The organism is Pantoea sp. SOD02, from assembly GCF_024707505.1.
In the GTDB taxonomy this organism is placed as follows: Bacteria; Pseudomonadota; Gammaproteobacteria; order Enterobacterales; family Enterobacteriaceae; genus Pantoea; species Pantoea symbiotica.
Genome location: NZ_CP102604.1, coordinates 4,081,727 through 4,099,459 on the forward strand (window position 1 = coordinate 4,081,727; position 17,733 = coordinate 4,099,459).

Annotated in this window: 17 protein-coding genes; 10 read left to right on the top strand and 7 right to left on the bottom strand. The window is 53.5% G+C overall.

Translation table 11 applies throughout. The features are described 5' to 3' along the window. The first annotated feature begins 25 nt into the window (after nucleotides 1-25). Complete coding sequence (locus NR302_RS18990; RefSeq protein WP_258144171.1) at nucleotides 26-1,102, top strand: glycosyltransferase family 9 protein; 1,077 nt, start codon at nucleotides 26-28, stop codon at nucleotides 1,100-1,102. A gap of 87 nt (nucleotides 1,103-1,189) precedes the next feature. Here the strand turns inward: NR302_RS18990 and NR302_RS18995 are convergent, their stop codons facing one another. From NR302_RS18995 to rfaD, 4 genes are read right to left on the bottom strand one after another with little or no spacing between them, the layout of a single operon-like run. Then, on the bottom strand, nucleotides 1,190-2,089 hold the full coding sequence (locus NR302_RS18995; RefSeq protein WP_258144172.1) for a sugar glycosyltransferase: 900 nt from the start codon (nucleotides 2,087-2,089) through the stop codon (nucleotides 1,190-1,192). After that, a complete protein-coding gene (gene rfaC / locus NR302_RS19000; RefSeq protein ID WP_258144173.1) occupies nucleotides 2,090-3,052 on the bottom strand; it encodes a lipopolysaccharide heptosyltransferase RfaC in 963 nt (320 codons plus the stop codon). Nucleotides 3,053-3,054: 2 nt separating this feature from the next. Continuing rightward, on the bottom strand, nucleotides 3,055-4,098 hold the full coding sequence (gene rfaF, locus NR302_RS19005) for an ADP-heptose--LPS heptosyltransferase RfaF (RefSeq protein WP_258144174.1): 1,044 nt from the start codon (nucleotides 4,096-4,098) through the stop codon (nucleotides 3,055-3,057). Between the two features lie 17 nt (nucleotides 4,099-4,115). After that, entirely contained in the window at nucleotides 4,116-5,048 is a 933-nt protein-coding gene (gene rfaD, locus NR302_RS19010) for an ADP-glyceromanno-heptose 6-epimerase (protein WP_008109718.1), read from the bottom strand. Between the two features lie 231 nt (nucleotides 5,049-5,279). Here rfaD and NR302_RS19015 point away from each other — a divergent pair, with 231 nt between their 5' ends. Both NR302_RS19015 and tdh read left to right on the top strand, forming a co-directional pair. After that, on the top strand, nucleotides 5,280-6,488 hold the full coding sequence (locus NR302_RS19015) for a glycine C-acetyltransferase (protein WP_258144175.1): 1,209 nt from the start codon (nucleotides 5,280-5,282) through the stop codon (nucleotides 6,486-6,488). Further along, entirely contained in the window at nucleotides 6,485-7,513 is a 1,029-nt protein-coding gene (gene tdh / locus NR302_RS19020; protein ID WP_101760674.1) for an L-threonine 3-dehydrogenase, read from the top strand. Before NR302_RS19015 ends, tdh begins: the two co-directional genes overlap by 4 nt. 33 nt (nucleotides 7,514-7,546) lie before the next feature. Here the strand turns inward: tdh and NR302_RS19025 are convergent, their stop codons facing one another. Further along, nucleotides 7,547-8,629, bottom strand: coding sequence for a glycosyltransferase (locus NR302_RS19025; protein ID WP_258145221.1), 1,083 nt, complete (start codon nucleotides 8,627-8,629; stop codon nucleotides 7,547-7,549). Between the two features lie 205 nt (nucleotides 8,630-8,834). Between NR302_RS19025 and NR302_RS19030 the strand changes: the two genes are divergently transcribed. Further along, nucleotides 8,835-9,800 (top strand): polysaccharide deacetylase family protein, encoded by a 966-nt coding sequence (locus NR302_RS19030; protein WP_258144176.1) that lies wholly within the window; start codon nucleotides 8,835-8,837, stop codon nucleotides 9,798-9,800. Here NR302_RS19030 and NR302_RS19035 read toward each other — a convergent pair. Next, nucleotides 9,781-10,812: a glycosyltransferase family 9 protein gene (locus NR302_RS19035; protein ID WP_258144177.1), complete on the bottom strand. Its 1,032-nt coding sequence runs from the start codon at nucleotides 10,810-10,812 to the stop codon at nucleotides 9,781-9,783. The two genes, NR302_RS19030 and NR302_RS19035, sit on opposite strands and share 20 nt — an antisense overlap. A 165-nt stretch (nucleotides 10,813-10,977) precedes the next feature. On the opposite strand from NR302_RS19035, the gene NR302_RS19040 reads away from it, so the two are divergent. The 6 genes from NR302_RS19040 to coaD all read left to right on the top strand — a co-directional run bounded on the left by NR302_RS19040 (nucleotide 10,978) and on the right by coaD (nucleotide 16,865). After that, a complete protein-coding gene (locus NR302_RS19040) occupies nucleotides 10,978-11,967 on the top strand; it encodes a glycosyltransferase (RefSeq protein WP_258144178.1) in 990 nt (329 codons plus the stop codon). Nucleotides 11,968-12,040: 73 nt separating this feature from the next. Next, nucleotides 12,041-13,117 carry a putative lipopolysaccharide heptosyltransferase III gene (rfaQ, locus tag NR302_RS19045; RefSeq protein ID WP_258144179.1) on the top strand — a complete coding sequence of 359 codons (1,077 nt, stop codon included), beginning with the start codon at nucleotides 12,041-12,043 and terminating at the stop codon, nucleotides 13,115-13,117. Beyond that, the gene (locus NR302_RS19050) at nucleotides 13,110-14,243 is read left to right on the top strand and encodes a glycosyltransferase family 4 protein (protein ID WP_258144180.1); all 1,134 of its coding nucleotides are present in this window, start codon (nucleotides 13,110-13,112) and stop codon (nucleotides 14,241-14,243) included. The genes rfaQ and NR302_RS19050 overlap by 8 nt, the downstream gene beginning before the upstream one ends. A gap of 85 nt (nucleotides 14,244-14,328) precedes the next feature. Continuing rightward, nucleotides 14,329-15,603, top strand: coding sequence for a lipid IV(A) 3-deoxy-D-manno-octulosonic acid transferase (gene waaA, locus NR302_RS19055; protein ID WP_008109734.1), 1,275 nt, complete (start codon nucleotides 14,329-14,331; stop codon nucleotides 15,601-15,603). Nucleotides 15,604-15,606: 3 nt separating this feature from the next. Continuing rightward, the gene (locus NR302_RS19060) at nucleotides 15,607-16,383 is read left to right on the top strand and encodes a glycosyltransferase family 2 protein (protein WP_258144181.1); all 777 of its coding nucleotides are present in this window, start codon (nucleotides 15,607-15,609) and stop codon (nucleotides 16,381-16,383) included. Further along, nucleotides 16,380-16,865, top strand: coding sequence for a pantetheine-phosphate adenylyltransferase (gene coaD, locus NR302_RS19065; RefSeq protein WP_008109737.1), 486 nt, complete (start codon nucleotides 16,380-16,382; stop codon nucleotides 16,863-16,865). Before NR302_RS19060 ends, coaD begins: the two co-directional genes overlap by 4 nt. A gap of 1 nt (nucleotide 16,866) precedes the next feature. Here coaD and mutM read toward each other — a convergent pair whose 3' ends face one another. Next, nucleotides 16,867-17,676 (bottom strand): bifunctional DNA-formamidopyrimidine glycosylase/DNA-(apurinic or apyrimidinic site) lyase, encoded by an 810-nt coding sequence (gene mutM, locus NR302_RS19070; protein ID WP_154183186.1) that lies wholly within the window; start codon nucleotides 17,674-17,676, stop codon nucleotides 16,867-16,869. Nucleotides 17,677-17,733: the final 57 nt, after the last annotated feature.

Sequence of the window (17,733 nt, forward strand, 5' to 3'; positions counted from 1 at the left end):
AGATTCTCTAGGGTAAGCCGTATTAATGAAAAAGCGTTGGAAAATAAATCTAATTAACTCAGTGTTGAGCTTGCACGCTAAGCTGAGCCAAATCGATAGAAATAAGTCCCAGCTGAGCGCGACCCATGAGTTCGAGCGCATCGTTATTTTTTCGACGACAGCATTAGGTGACCTGCTGTTTAACACACCAGCAATAAAAGCGATTAGGCGCCGTTATCCATCCGCAAAAATCATGCTGGTTTCCAGCGATAAAAACCGTGATCTGGTTGAAGATAGCAAATGGTTTGATGAAGTGGCTATTTGGGACAATAAAATTGTCCGTGCGCCTAATCTGATCAGAAAACTACGCCGCTTCAAACCTGATCTGACACTCCTACTGCACTCCAGCTTAGGCTACGATATTCTTTGCGCGCGGTTAAGCGGCTCAAAATATCTGGTTCGGGATAATTTCGGTAGCGATAGCCCTGTATTCAATCATTGGCTTGATCTCTACTCACCGCGAGCTGAATCGCACATTATTCAACGTAAACTGAATCTTGTCGGTACATTAGGCTGTGACACCACTGATATCCGGATGGAATTTCCGATAAAAGTTGATGATGTTCAGCAACAGGAAAGCTCGACAATTCTTGGCTTTCAAATGGGCGCATCAGGAGATAACCGTCGCTGGCCTGTGGAACACTTTGCAGAATTGGCAGAGCGTATTTTTAGCTATAGTCCAAAATCAACTTTGGTTCTGACTGGAGCCGGCCAGGACCGCCCGATCGAAATCGCCTTTTTTGCGCAACTTCCAGAAAAGTATCATCATCGAGTCACTTCATATATTGGCAAAACACGGCTGCCCGAACTGCTTCAGCTTATTAAGCGAATTGATGTATTGATAACGGGCGATACGGGGCCATTACATATTGCTGTTACCGCACAAACGTCGACGGTAAGTCTGTATGTGGGCGCCAATCCTCGCCATACCGGACCTTATCAGGATCTGGATATTCATCAGATAATACGTATTGAGCCTGAGAAAAATGATGACCCACAATTTCCTATGCGGAAAATCAGTGTGGAGCAGGTTTATAACGCGGTGTTAAAAAAATTAAATTGATAATATATACCAGGTTTTAACGTGAAGCCTGGTATCATTTTATTTCAAGGATTTGGTAAATAATTAAACTTCAGGTTTTTACATACTTTAAAAAATAGCTTCTGGCGCTGCCTTCTCAAAAACATTCTCATCTAGAGCACTTTCTAAGGAAAGATTATAGGCTTTGATCCCCGCTCGCTCTAACTCCCGGCTTGCATGAATGAAGGCGGGTTTGATAACAGCGCTAAAGTTAGATTCTAGCAGGCTCGGAAGCTTATCATTTTCGTTTTCATAAAATCGCGGCGCTGAAAAATTATTCATGTCAACACCCGCTAATAAAATACGACTGGCACCCAGCCAGACGGATATCTGCAACGCCCAATAAGCAACCGTGCCGGCATCAAAAACCCCCTGACAAATATCCCAGGAAAAACCAGAAATCAGTGGCGTTTCAGAAAGAGAAATCCCCATTTTCCCCTGGTAGTTGAGGGCATATTCTTCAGGGCGAACGATACCTCTAAATACTTTAAAACTGAGATCTTCAATAATTGCCAGGCGGCACTTCACGTCCCGTAAATCAGCGCGCTGCAAGATATCATTGAAGCAGTGCACGGTTGTAAACAGAACCAGCTTGTCGTCATTAATAATATCAGTGACAAGATCGAATCTTTTATCGATAAATCCCCGATCGACGATGACATAATATGAAAAATTAATTCTATCGCGCAAATAGTAGGCGCCATTCACGCCCACAAATGTGGTGCTCGCCAGTTTTTCAATGTCTAACAATTTAACTGAAGGGCCAGTTGCCAGGATAGTCACATCTCCCGATATCGTGGCACGCAATGCATTGAGATCCTCAATCTTAACTTGCTTTCCCCAGTAGCTCAGCCGCTGAATATTATCGGTTTTGGCTCTCCGGATCTTAATATGTGGCCACAAGTTTTCGTTATGTCTCAAAGCTCTGGCATGAGTATAACGATAGATTTGTTTAAAAATTGAGGTCATTCAGAGCAGTTCCTTCAATTTTTCCATAACCATCTCGGCCGTAATTGCCTTCATGGTACCATCGCTTGCTTTTAATTCATGCTGATTCTTGCCATATCCACCAATTAGTCCTGGATCGGTGGGACCAAACAAGGTGATATTCGGGCGGTCCAGCGCTGCCGTAAGATGACTCAAACCGGTATCCACCGACACCACCGCGCGCGCGCCGGCTAACTGCTGCGCTACCTGCTCCAGCGTTAGCTTTGGCAGCACCTCAACATGGTCAAAGCCTTCCGCCAAACGTTGTGCGCGTTGATGTTCATGCTCAGCGCCCCACGGCAACTTCACGCGCAAACCTGTTGGCTGCACTAACTCAATCAGCTCACGCCAGTGTGATTCGGGCCAGTGTTTGTTATCACGCGTGGTGGCGTGCAGAAACACCAGATAAGGCTGAGCATCATCAGTCTGCGTTGACTGGAAATGGCCAGCAATCGCGTAGTCGCCCTGCGATGCAGGCTTTTCATAGCCGAGGCTTTTGGCAAACAGCTCGCGCGTACGTTCCACCGCATGCTGCTGCTTGTTGATTTCATGGCGTTTGTCATACCACCAGCTGGCGAAAGGTTCGCGCGCGCTGCGGCTGTCTTGTCCGTGCTTCTCGCCTTTGGCCAGGCGCGTAACCAGCGCGGCGCTTTTGATTAGGCCTTGCGCATCCAGCACCACATCATACTGACGCGATTGCAACTCACGCTTAAATTGCACACGCTCTTCACGCTGCTGACTGCCGAACCAATGCTTACGCCAGCGGCGAATCGCCACCGGTAGCACTTTATCGACCGCCGGATGCCAGGCTGGGATTTGAGCGAAGTTCTCTTCAACCACCCAATCAAACCTGATGCCTGGAATCGCCTGCATCGCATCTGTCAGCGCCGGTAAGGTGTGCAGCACGTCTCCCATTGAGGAAGTTTTAACAATCAAAACGTGCATCTTTACTCCTGCACCGGATGCAACAGCGCGCTCAGTTCCTGATGAACGCGCGCTGGCTGAATATCAATCAGGCTCTGATGATAACCTTGCTCGGCATCACCTTTGCGGACTTTGTGATAGCCGGTGATCAAACGAATAATGCGTGCTTGATGGGACAACGGCGGCGTGAAGTCCGGACTACTTGGGCCATACAGCGCCACCAGCGGACGATTCAATGCAGCAGCGATATGCATCAGGCCGGAATCGTTACTGACAACCGCCGCGCAGTTCGCCAACAGAATCACCGCTTGCTCAAGTTGCGTATCGCCGGCCAGATTTTTGCAGTGCGCACGCGCCGCTTCGGACAGCGTCTGCACAATGGTGTCGCCGGTTTCGCGGTCTTTCGCTGAACCGAACAGCACCACCTGATAACCTTCGCCAATCAGCTGCTCTGCCAGCGCGGCATAATGATAATGCGGCCAGCGCTTCGCCGGGCCAAACTCCGCGCCTGGGCAAAACCCAATCACCGGACGATCGGCCGACAGCGCAAACTGCGCCGCCGTCATCTGTTTTTCATCGTCATCAACGCGCAATTGCGGCCACAGCAATGGCTGCGGCAACTGCTGCGCGGAAGCAACTGGCTTGTCGTAGCCAAGCGCCACATAGCGCTCAACCATCAACGGAAACGCCGCTTTGTCCAGCACGCGCACATCATTCAGCACGCCATAACGCATTTCGCCGCGCCAGCCGGTGCGACGTTTGATCCCGGCAAAAAACGGCACCAGCGCAGATTTGAAGGAGTTCGGCAGCACATAGGCGCGGTCATAGCCGCTGGCCTGCAGGGTTTTCCCCAAACGACGACGTTCACCCAGCGCTAATGCGCCGTGGCCGAGCGGCATCGCCAGCGCCTGATTCACTTCCGGCATACGCGACAGCAATGGGCGGCACCAGGCTGGCGCCATCACGTCGATCATCGCTTCAGGATGCTCAGCCTTGAGCGTGCGATAGAGACTTTGCGACATCATCATATCGCCGACCCATGATGGGCCAATTACCAGAATTTTCATCGCTGCTGCCGATTTCCTTATGCGTTACGGTTCAGCCAGGCCATGTATTCGCCGACGCCTTGCGCGACGGTTTTAAACGGCTTGTCGTAACCCGCCGCACGCAAATTGGTGAGGTCAGCTTGGGTAAACGCCTGATAACGGCCTTTCAGCTTGTCCGGGAACGGAATGTATTCAATCTGGCCTTTCTGATGGAAGTTCAGCACCGCATCCGCCACTTCCTGGAATGATTCCGCACGACCAGTACCGCAGTTGTAGATACCGGAAACACCGTTTTCCCAGCACCACAGATTTACCGCCACCACGTCATCAACGTGGATGAAGTCGCGGCGGAAGTCGTCGCTGCCTTCGAACAGTTTTGGATTTTCACCGTTGCTGATTTGCGTGTTGAGGTGGAACGCCACGCTCGCCATGCCGCCTTTGTGGCCTTCACGCGGACCATACACGTTGAAGTAGCGGAAACCGCACACCGGCGATTCAGCTTCAGGCAGAATCTGGCGCACATAGTGATCGAACAGCATTTTCGAGTAGCCGTATACGTTCAGCGGCTGCTCGTACTGGCGCTCTTCGATGAAGTTCTCATTGCGCCCGCCGTAAGTGGCAGCGGAAGAGGCGTAGAGGAACGGAATTTCACGCTCAAGGCAGAAGTGCAGCAGATCTTTCGAGTACTGATAGTTGTTATCCATCATGTACTTACCATCCCACTCGGTGGTTGCGGAGCAAGCACCTTCATGGAAAACCGCTTCAATGGGGCCGAGATCTTCGCCAGACATGATGTAACTGAGGAATTCCTCTTTATCCATGTAATCGGCGATGTCGAGATCCGCCAGATTCACGAACTTGGTGCCATCCTTCAGATTATCCACCACCAAAATGTCGGTCAGACCGCGGTCGTTCAGCGCTTTAACAATGTTGCTGCCAATCATGCCAGCGCCACCGGTTACGATAATCATATGCTTTGCCTTTAAAGAGTTGGGGGGAAACAGGAGGTTTCACCCACGAATGCCTATCATCATAACATTTCAGCCAGACGCAGGCAGCCAGATGACTGCCTAAGCGCTGCACAAATCCTGTCCGCAGCGTGAACTATGCTGCAAAACCGAGATATTGATGGCTAAAATGTCGTTGATTCGCTTTTCGATCAGTAATATGTGCCAAATATTTGCTATCTGAGGAGCATAATCATGTCCAGTCAGTTTTATTCGCAAATTCGTCAACAACTTGAGACAACACGTCAGGACGGATTGTTCAAACAAGAACGCACCATTACGTCGGCGCAGCAGGCAGAAATCAACGTTGCCAATAACCCGCCCGTTATCAACTTTTGCGCCAATAACTATTTGGGTTTAGCTAATCATCCGGCATTGATCCAGGCGGCGAAAGACGGCATGGATTCGCACGGTTTTGGCATGGCCTCGGTGCGCTTTATCTGCGGCACGCAGGACATCCATCAGCAGCTGGAACACAAGCTGGCTGAGTTCCTCGGCATGGAAGACGCGATTCTGTTCTCGTCCTGCTTTGATGCCAACGGCGGCCTGTTTGAAACGCTGCTTAGTGCCGAAGACGCAATTATTTCCGACGCCCTCAATCACGCCTCGATCATTGATGGCGTACGTCTGTGTAAAGCGCAGCGCTATCGTTACGCTAACAACGACATGAGCGAGTTGCGTGCACGTTTACAGGAAGCACGCGACAAAGGTGCGCGTCACATCCTGATTGCCACCGACGGCGTGTTCTCGATGGATGGCGTGATCGCCAATCTGCAGGGCATTTGCGATCTGGCCGATGAGTTCGATGCGCTGGTGATGGTCGATGATTCTCATGCGGTGGGCTTTGTCGGTTCTGCCGGACGCGGCACGCACGAATATTGTGACGTGATGGATCGCGTCGACATTCTGACCGGCACGCTGGGCAAAGCGCTGGGTGGTGCATCGGGCGGCTACGTGGCAGCAAAGAAAGAAGTGGTTGAATGGCTGCGTCAGCGCTCGCGTCCGTATCTGTTCTCCAACTCGCTGGCACCGGCAATTGTTGCCGCCTCGCTGCGCGTGCTGGAGTTGCTGAGTGAAGGCGACGGTTTACGTCAGCGCCTGTGGGAAAACGCCCGCTTCTTCCGCGAACAGATGACTGCCGCAGGCTTCACGCTGGCCGGCGCCGATCACGCCATCATCCCGGTAATGCTGGGTGATGCCAAAGTGGCGCAGCAGTTTGCCAGCCTGTTGCAGCAGGAAGGTATCTACGTCACTGGCTTTTTCTATCCGGTGGTACCGCAAGGTCAGGCACGCATTCGTACACAGATCTCTGCCGGACATACGCAGGCGCAGCTGGAACACGCCGTGGCTGCCTTTACCCGCATTGGTCAACAGCTGGGCGTTATTTCAGGAGCCGGAAAATGAAAGCACTCGCCAAATTAAAAGCCGAAGAAGGCATTTGGATGGTTAAGGATGCGCCGATTCCCGAACCTGGCCATAACGACCTGCTGATTAAGATTCGTAAAACTGCTATCTGCGGCACCGACGTGCACATCTACAACTGGGATGACTGGTCGCGCAAAACCATTCCAGTGCCGATGATCACTGGCCACGAATATGTCGGTGAAGTGGTGGGAATGGGTCAGGAAGTTAAGGGCTTTGCCGTTGGCGATCGCGTTTCCGGTGAAGGCCATATCACCTGCGGCCATTGCCGCAACTGCCGCGCAGGACGCACGCATCTTTGCCGCAATACGGTAGGCGTTGGTGTCAATCGTCAGGGCTGCTTCGCCGAATATCTGGTGATCCCGGCGTTTAACGCCTTCAAAATACCTGACAACATTTCCGATGAACTGGCGGCGATTTTCGATCCCTTCGGCAATGCGGTGCACACCGCGCTGTCGTTCGATTTGGTGGGTGAAGATGTGCTGATCTCTGGCGCCGGGCCGATTGGCATTATGGCGGCGGCGGTGTGTAAGCACGTCGGCGCGCGCCATGTGGTGATCACCGACATCAACGACTATCGCCTCGATCTGGCGCGCAAAATGGGTGTAACGCGCGCCGTGAACGTGGCGCAGGAAAATCTGCGTGACGTGATGGCTGAACTCGGCATGACCGAAGGCTTTGATGTCGGTCTGGAGATGTCCGGTGCGCCACCGGCGTTCCGCACCTTGCTGGAGGTGATGAACCACGGCGGCCGTATCGCGCTGCTGGGTATTCCGCCGGGCGAGATGTCAATCGACTGGAATCAGGTGATCTTTAAAGGCCTGTTCATCAAAGGCATCTATGGCCGCGAGATGTTCGAAACCTGGTACAAAATGGCGGCGCTGATTCAGTCCGGCCTCGATCTCACGCCGATCATCACCCATCGCTATCACATTGATGAGTTCCAGCAGGGCTTTGATGAGATGCGCTCGGGAAGATCCGGCAAAGTGGTGTTGAGCTGGGATTAAACACAAAAAAGGGAGCACTGCTCCCTTTAATGATTATTCGGCCAGCGCCAGATAGCGCTGGCAAATGACTTTGGTATCAAAAGCAGCAAACTCATCAGCATAGAGCTGAGGCGGGCGCTGATAAATCTCCAGCATCTTTTCTGCCAGCGATTCAGGTGTTAAATCCGCCAGGCCACGCGCCAAATCGCCTTGCAGTAAATAAGACGGCCCACCCGGACAGCGCGTACTCACCACTGGCGTACCGCACAGCATCGCTTCAATCAGGACATTACCAAAACCTTCACTGTCCGAGCTAACTATAAGCATCGTTGCCCGGCTAATCCACGAATAAGGATTGAGAGTAAATCCCTGAAAGATGACGCGATCCGCAATACCTAACTGCTGGGCCAGCGTCTGCAACTCGGCTTTACGCTGTGGTGAACCCTGGCCTAATAACACCAGCGGCAGCGGTATGTTGCTCAGCGCATAGGCCTGTAACAGACGATCATGGCGCTTGGTTTCGTGAAATCGCCCAACATGCACCAGGAATCCCTGCGGCGGCACATCAGCCGGCTCGGCTGCACGTTGCTTAATATCTTCGATATCGAATGGATTACCAATCACGGCCTCGCGTGCTGGAGTCACCGCAAAAGCAGACTTTAAATCTTCCACCACCGCGGGAGACACACCAATCACATTGCGTCCTTGATAGACACGGTAAATTTTGCGTGCTTTTAACCAGCGCGATAGCCCCTTACGATGGCCCAGATAGGAGGCGGAGAAAACACCGTGCAGACAAAACCAGGTTTTACGAGGCAAGAGCGTTCGACAACGACGCACGATACGATCGGTTTTGTGTAAATGAGAAACTACCAAATCGAATGCTCCCGCGCTCTGCTCTGCCCGGAGAACAGCGTCATCCAGCAATCTGGCGCGACGCGTTAATTCAGTCAGCTTGCGCCATGGCTGACGATTAGTATCCTGGATGACCTGATAATCAACGCCGTCAGGCAAAGGGTAATCGCACACTTTACGCAGCGAAAACAGCGATACCCGGTGTCCCAGCTCAAGCATACCGGCCACCAACGTCAGCACGACTTTCTCGGCTCCACCGCCCGGTAAACCATCAATTACCATCAGTATGCGCTTTGACAAAATGCTCCACCTGTCTGATTTTAAAAGCCTGTTTAACTGAATAATACCGCGTAAATCTTAACGCAGTCTGCTAGCAAATCCGATTCCTCACGGCGCTATTTTAAACCTACGCATGCGTAGCAATTAGTTTTGCGTCACTGAAAAGCACAGCGTAACATTGCGATTTTATTGGCCTCAGGCGGCAAACATGACCCGGCATGCTTTCCTTATTACCATAGATACCGAAGGCGACAATCTTTGGCGCAATCATCGCTCCATCACCACTGAAAATACCGGCTATCTGCCACGCTTTCAGGCTTTGTGTGAGCGCTATGGTTTTAAACCTACCTGGCTTACCAACTATGAAATGGCAATGGATCCTGCTTTTGTCGAATTCGGCAAAGATGTGATTGCACGCAAGCAGGGCGAAATTGGCATGCATCTTCATGCCTGGAACAGCCCACCGGAAGCGCCACTCACTGATGATGACTGGCGCTGGCAACCTTTTCTGATTGAATATCCCGACGCAGTACTGCGGGATAAAGTTGCCTATATGACCGATCTGCTGGAAGAGAAGTTCCAGATAAAAATGCTCAGCCATCGTGCCGGACGCTGGGCTTTTGACGAGCGCTACGCGGCGATCTTAACTGAACTGGGCTATAAGGTAGATTGCTCGGTCACACCGCGCGTTAACTGGGCTTTCACCCGAGGTGCGCCGCAGGGGAAAGGCGGCACGAACTACACTCACTTCCCGCATAAACCTTACTTTATCGATCCTGACGACATCTCACGCAGCGGTCACTCCTCGCTGCTCGAAATCCCTATGAGCATTCAATACAAGTATTCACCACTGATGAATACGGTAAAACAGGGCTTGTACCGCTTACGCGGCAAACAGAAGAGCCCTGCCGTTTATTGGTTACGTCCATCAGGGGGGAATCTGGCAGACATGAAACGCGTGGTTGAAATGTCGCTGGCCGAAGGCCAGGATTACGCCGAGTTTATGCTGCACAGCTCAGAATTTATGCCTGACGGCAGTCCAACGTTCAAAAACCAACAGGATATCGAGCGACTGTACGAAGATTTAGAAGCATTGTTTAGCTGGTTAGCCCCGCGCTTCGTCGGACAGACACTGTCGGAATATCACGACAACTTCAAACTTCAACAGGCTTAACGCTGAGTTGCTGCCATGCTTCCCAGACTGCTTCTAGCGAGACATCGCGACATTCGCCCGAAGCGGTCTGCATAATTCGATAGTCACCTGACCACGGATGCCACACACTGGCATTGGTATCACCAAAAAACACCACCTGCTTTTTGTGCAGCCCGGCGGCAAGGTGCATCTGCCCGCCATCGCTACACAGAATCTGCTCACAGCGATCAAAGCCAGCCACCAGTTCGCGCACTGATGCGGTGGGATAGCGCGCCACACGCGGCGAATTGACCAACTGCATCAGCTCATCAGTACGTGCTGCATCACCTTTATCATTAAGATCGAGGGTTCCCTGCGGCGACCAGAATACCAGTACGCGTGCCTGCTCATCCTCCAGCAGCTTAGTGATAAACGCCGCATAGGATTCAACCGGCCAGCGACGCTTTGGGCTGCGGCTACTAATGTGCACGCCATAAATCTTGCCCGCTGCCGGGAACAGAGTACTGATCCGTTTACTAGCCTCATCACTTTCGCTTGCTGAGAGATAGAGATTCACTGCGGGTACAGCGGGCGGCGTGCGGGTCAGCGCGGAGAGATAAGAGTAGGTGTGTTCAACCTGATGCTCGCCGTGAAAATCACTTTTCTGGAACGGATGATCCAGCTGCGCGTCAGCCTGAGCCGCGCCAATCACGTTCCCTGCACCGGCCATTTTCGCCAATCTTAGGCTGTATTTACAGGGAACGGGATTTGCCAGAATCGTGGCATCAAAGCGCGTTTTACGCAGCGCCAGCATCACCTTTACTCGCTGCCAATACACGCCCAGCGTGGTTTCATTCTTAGCGCGATGCTTGGCTTTCTTGTAAACATAGAGGCGATCAACATGCGGATTATGGCTCACCACATCCTCAGCAACTTTGTTCACCAACAGGGTAAGTTTTGCCTCGGGAAAAGCCTGTTTTATTCCTTCCAGTAGCGGCGTGGTACACACCATGTCGCCAATGTTATCGCGCCTAATCACGAGAATATTTTTCATGCTGATGCCCAGATTGAGGAGTTCTGTCGCGTTTATCCGCGAAGACTAATTCTGAAAAAATGCGGAAAATCAGATTACAAAAGGCATTTGACCATTAATGTGCAAAAAGTTCTGAATTCCTTACTAATAATTGATGTAATAAATTTGTAAATTATTAGATGAACAATGTCGCAAAATACTCCTTTGCTCTCGGTCATTACGCCCCTATTCAATGCTGGCGTGATGTTTGAGACGTTTATGAATTCGCTGCTGGCTCAAACTCTCAGCTCACTGGAAATCATTGTTGTCGATGATGGCTCCACGGACGGTTCCGGCGAACGCGCCGACGCCTATGCGCAGCAGCACCCAAATGTGCGAGTGATCCACCAGGCCAACGGCGGCGTATCGCGTGCCCGCAATGCCGGCTTAGCGGTAGCGCGCGGTAAGTACGTTTCGTTTCCAGATGCCGACGACACCATGGATCCGGCGATGTATCAAACGCTGGTTGAGATGGCCGAACGCGACAATCTCGACGCCGCGCAGTGCAACGCAGAGTGGTTTTTCAAAGCCAGCCAGCAAGTGAAACCGCTGATTCCCCTTGATCGCCTCACCAGCACCGAAGTACTCGGCGGCCCTGAGTGGCTCAATAAGGCGCTGCAAACGCATCGCTATATGCATGTGGTTTGGCTGGGGATTTATCGTCGCGACTTGATCGAACGGCTCAAACTCTACTTTGAACCTGGCCTGCATCATCAGGACATTCCCTGGACTACTGAGTTCATGCTGAATGCCCAACGCGTGCGCTACACCGATCGGGTGCTTTACCGTTATTACATGCATGATGCCTCAATCAGTAACCGTAAACGTACTGGCCAGCGCAACGTCGAGTATCAGCGTCATTACCTGAAAATTGCGCAGTTACTGGAAGAACTCAACGCACGCTATCGCCATCAAGTGAAAATCTACCCGGCGTTTCATTATCAGATTACGCATGAGGCGCTCAGCGTCTGTCACTGTATCCGACGCGAGCCCGAAGAAAGCGCGCGCCAGGCGATGATTGCCGATCTATTCGCCACGCAAACCCATAAGCGCATGCTGCGTAATGCGCGCGGCGTACGCCAATGGTATCAACTGCTGTTGTGGCTGAGCCGGATTTACCGCTGGCGTAAGAAATAAGCGCCGCGTCTGGCTTTCACGCCTTTGGGGTTTGCCCTACAATCAGCTGACTGAATTCTGAGATCATTTGAGTATGGCAAGCCCGATTCCAGACCAATTTGCACCGAAAAATATTCTGTTGATCAAGCTGCGCCATCACGGCGATATGCTGCTGACTACGCCCGCTATCAACGCTCTTCGCCAGCGCTATCCGCAGGCCAACATTGACGTTCTGCTGTATAAAGAAACCCGTCCGATGCTGGAAGCGCATCCGGCCATTCGCCAGTTACACATCATCGATCGCAACTGGAAGAAGGAAGGCGGCTGGCAGAAGTTCCGACATGAAATGGCGCTGCTTTCAGCGGTGCGTGCTTGCCATTATGACCTTGTGATTAACCTTGCCGATCAGTGGCGCAGCGCCATTATTACCGGATTCTCTGGCGCGCCAGTGCGCATTGGGTTTGCCTTCCGCAAACGTGATAACGCCTTATGGCGCTGGATGCACAATCAGCTGGTCAGCACGGAAGATCATAACCAGCTGCATACGGTCGAACAGAATATGGCGGCACTGAAGCCACTGGGCATCAGTGCCGCAGGCGCAAAAGCCTCAATGCATTTTAGCGCAGCCGATCAACAGAAAGTGCAGGATGTGCTAGCGCAGCACGCGGTGAAAATGCCGTTTGTTGTGGTGCAACCCACCTCACGCTGGCTTTTCAAATGCTGGGAAGATGAAAAAGTCGCACAGCTGATCGATGCGTTGGTCGCCGAAGGCCGCACCGTGGTGCTGACTGCGGCGCCGGACCAGAAAGAAATGGCGATGATCGCCAATATTCAGTCGCTGTGCCATAGCCACAACGTGGTGTCGCTAGCCGGTGAATTATCCTTGCCGCAGCTGGCGGCGTTGATCGATGCGGCACAGCTGTTTATCGGTGTGGATTCTGCGCCGATGCATATGGCCGCCGCGCTGGAAACACCTTGTTTGGCGCTGTTTGGTCCTACCAAACTGCAACACTGGCGTCCATGGGGCGATAACAACCGCGTGATTTGGGCCGGCGATTATGGTCCGCTGCCCTCGCCAGACGCCATCGATACCAACACGCAACAGCGCTATCTTTCTGCCATTCCCGTTGAGGATGTGGTAACTGCCGCCCGGAGTTTTTTGCATGAGTAAGTTACGCCTGGCGATCGTCCGGCAGAAATACCGCCCAGACGGCGGCGCAGAACGTTTTATTTCGCGGACGCTGGAAGCGCTGGATAGCGAGCAGCTCGATCTCAATATCATCACCCGCAGCTGGCAGGGCACGCCGAATCCGGCCTGGCATCTGCACATCTGCAATCCAGCAAAATTCGGTCGCATTTCGCGCGAGCGCGGTTTTGCGCGTGCCGCACGTGAATGTTGGGAACGCGAGAAGTTCGATATTGTGCAGAGCCACGAACGCATCGCCGGTTGCGATATCTTTCGTGCCGGCGATGGCGTGCACCGCGTTTGGCTGGAGCAGCGCGCGCGCATCGTGTCGCCGTGGCAGCGCTTAAGTGCCCGCCTCAGCCCTTATCATCGTTATGTGTTGCTGGCGGAAGCCGAAATGTTCAACGCGCCGTCGTTGAAAGCGGTGATCTGTAATTCAGAGATGGTGAAGCAGGATATTTTGCGGCACTTCACGCTTGATGCCAGCAAGATCCATGTTATTCACAACGCCATTGATAACCAACGCTTCCAGCCAGCCAGCGAAGCGCTGCGCCATGCAGCACGCCAGCAGCTCAAACTGCCGCAAGATGCCACGGTAATGATTTACGTAGGTTCGGGCTTTGAGCGCAAAGGGCTGAAAGCGGCAATTGAAGCGGTGGCTAAGAGCGATCGTTATCTGGTGGTGGTCGGCCAGGATAAGCAACTGTCGCGCTATCAGCAGTTGGCAAACCAGCTAAATTGCCTCGACCGCTTACGCTTTGTTGGCGTGCAGCAGGACGTGCAACCGTTCTACCATGCAGCCGATGCGCTGCTGCTGCCCACGCTTTATGATCCCTTCCCGAATGTGGTGCTGGAAGCGATGGCCTGTGGTTTGGCGGTGATCACCAGCACCGGCTGCGGCGGCGCGGAGTTTATCACTGCAGGCCAGGAAGGTTTTGTCTGCGATGCATTAGATATCAAAGCGTTAAACGAAGCCGTAAAAGCAACACCGGCGCTTTCACACAATTCTGCCATGGGCGAAGCCGCACGTCGCAGCATTGAACCATATGGCCCGCAGCGGCTGGCGCAAGCGCTGACCTCGCTGTATCAGCAAGTGCTGCAGACCCGCTGACGAAGTGGTATGAGCAGGCGGTTAATTTCTGATAACATGCCGCCTTTCCTCTGTTTTTTGACGCGATTCTGTCGTAACGGTAACTATGACGACTCTATACACAGCCTTGCTCTATCTGATTCAGCCACTAATCTGGCTGCGCCTGTGGCTGCGCGGTCGAAAAGCACCGGCCTATCGTAAACGTTGGGCAGAACGCTACGGCTATTGCACTGGAAAAGTGCTGCCGCATGGCATTGTGTTGCACTCGGTTTCCGTCGGCGAGACGCTGGCGGCAGTGCCGCTGGTGCGCGCGCTGCGTCACCGCTATCCGACGCTACCGATTACCGTCACCACCATGACGCCGACCGGCTCCGAACGTGCGCAGTCAGCGTTTGGCAAAGATGTGCACCACGTTTACCTGCCGTACGATCTGCCAGGTTCCATCAACCGTTTCCTTGATACCGTCGATCCACGCCTGGTGATCATCATGGAAACCGAGCTGTGGCCAAACATTATTCGTATTCTTCATCAGCGCAAGATTCCGCTGGTGATTGCCAACGCACGCCTGTCTGAGCGCTCGGCCAAAGGCTACAAAAAGCTCGGCGGCTTTATGCGTGACTTGCTGCAGCGCATCACGCTGATTGCCGCGCAAAACGCCGAAGATGGCGACCGTTTCCTCAGCCTTGGCCTGAAGCGTTCGCATCTCACCGTTACCGGCAGCCTCAAATTTGATATTTCCGTGACGCCAGAGCTGGCGGCAAAAGCGGTCACGCTGCGTCGTCAGTGGGCATCGCGTCGTCCGGTGTGGATCGCCACCAGCACCCACGAAGGCGAAGAAGCGATTGTGCTCGATGCACATCGTCGCCTGCTGCAACAGTTCCCCGATCTGTTGCTGATTTTGGTGCCACGCCATCCGGAACGTTTCAAAGATGCCTGCGACCTGACGCAAAAACGTGGCTTCAGCTTTACCCTGCGCAGCAGCGGCGAAATTCCTTCAAGCTCCACGCAAGTGGTGATTGGCGACACCATGGGCGAGTTGATGATGCTGTACGGCATCGCCGATCTCGCTTTTGTGGGCGGCAGCCTGGTCGAGCGCGGCGGTCACAATCCGCTGGAACCGGCAGCACATGCCATTCCGGTGTTGATGGGCCCGCATATCTGGAACTTCAAAGATATCTGCGCCAAGCTGCAGCAAGCCGAAGGGCTGATTACCGTCACTGACGTGGTATCACTGCAGAAGGAGGTCGCCAATCTGCTGCAGGATGACGATTACCGCCGCTATTACGGCCGCCATGCTGTGGAAGTGCTGCATCAAAATCAGGGCGCATTACAGCGTCTGCTACAGTTACTCGAACCTCACTTACCGCCGCGAGCTCACTAATTCATGTCGCAACGCCAACGTCTCTCCGTGGTGATGATCGCCAAAAACGAAGCTGAACTGCTGCCGGAGGCGCTGGCTTCTGTCAGCTGGGCTGATGAGATTGTGGTGCTGGATTCCGGCAGCAGCGATAACACGGTGCAGGTAGCTCGCGAACATGGCGCGCAGGTTTTCCAGGCTGAAGGCTGGCAGGGATTTGGCAAGCAGCGCCAGCGCGCGCAGGCCCATGCGCAAGGCGAAATGATTTTGATGATTGATGCCGACGAGCGTGTGACGCCAGAACTGCGTCGCGCTATCGAGCAGGTTCTCGCGCAGCCCGCATCGGACAACGTTTACAGCCTTGGCCGCAGCAATCTGTTTCTCGGCCGCTTTATGCGCCACAGCGGCTGGTATCCCGACCGCGTCATGCGTCTTTATCCGCGCAAGCTCAATTACAACGACAATCTGGTACACGAATCACTGGAGACGCAAGGTGCGCCGGTGGTGAAGCTGGCGGGCGATCTGCAACATCTCACCTGCCGCGACCTGATTGCATTTCAGCGTAAGCAGATGAACTACGCCGAAGCCTGGGCAAAAGAGCGTTTTCAGCGCGGCAAACGCTGCGGCTTGTTCTCGATCTTTAGCCATACGCTCGGCGCGTTCGTTAAAACGCTGCTGCTGCGCGCCGGTTTTCTCGATGGCAAACAGGGCTGGATTCTGGCGGTGGTTAACGCGCAGTACACTTTCAACAAATACTCGGCGCTCTGGGCGCTGCATCACACCTCAACACAAGGCCGCGTATGAGTACCAAAGCGATTTATCCCGGCACCTTTGATCCCTTTACCTTAGGCCATCTGGATATTGTGACGCGCGCAGCGAAGATGTTTGACCGCATCGTCGTGGCGATTGCCGCCAGCCCGAGTAAAAAGCCGCTGTTCACTCTGGATGAGCGCGTGGATATGGCGCGTCAGGTGACGGCACATCTGCCGAATGTCGAAGTTATTGGGTTTAGCGACCTGATGGCGAACTTTGCCCAGGCGCAGAATGCCAATGTGCTGGTGCGTGGATTGCGTGCGGTGTCGGATTTCGAATATGAGCTGCAGCTGGCGCAAATGAATCGACATCTGCTGCCCACGCTGGAAAGCGTGTTTCTGATGCCGTCAGAAGGTTTCTCGTTCGTCTCTTCTTCACTGGTCAAAGAAGTGGCGCGCCATGCCGGTGACGTGCAGGCATTTCTGCCTGCCGTGGTGCACAAGGCGTTACTGGCGCGACTGGCACAGCCTTAACTCAATGCTGGCAGCGTGGACACCAGAAGGTGCTGCGCTGGCCATGCTTGCCGCTGACAATCGGCGTACCGCAGGCGCGGCAAGGTTCACCGGCGCGACCATAAACCTGCAGCTCTTGCGCAAAGTAGCCAGGTTTACCGTCAGTTTGCAGAAAATCACGCAGCGTGGTGCCGCCCTGCTCAATCGAGCGTAGTAACACCGCTTTGATGGTATTGACCAGCAGTTCCGCCTCTTCCTGACTCAAACTCATCGCCGAACGATCGGGCAAGATCCCGGCGGTAAACAGCGATTCGCTGGCGTAGATATTCCCGACGCCTACCACCACTTTGTTATCCATCAGCCACTGTTTAATCACGGTGCGTTTGCCGCGTGACTTTTCAAACAGATAAGCGCCATCAAATTCGTTGCTGAGCGGTTCCGGACCGAGATGCGCCAGCACGCTGCTGCCTGCGAGGTCATTGCTCCACAGCCAGGCGCCAAAGCGACGTGGATCGGTGTAGCGCAGCACTTTGCCGTTGCTCATCACCAAATCGACGTGGTCATGTTTAGCGGCCGGTTGTTCGCCGGGAAGCACACGCAGGCTGCCGGACATGCCGAGGTGAATGATGATCCAGCCATGCGGCAGTTCGAGCAGCAGATATTTAGCGCGACGCTGCACGCTCAATACCGGTTGATCGCTCAGCGCGTGGATTTCATGCGAGACCGGCCAGCGCAAACGTGGATTGCGCACCACTGCATGCAGAATCGTGGCACCCACCATATGGGGTTCGATACCGCGACGACTGGTTTCTACCTCAGGTAATTCAGGCATCTCATCTCCTCAACGAATCGCAGAAACAAAAAACCCGGCCGAAGCCGGGTTTTTCAC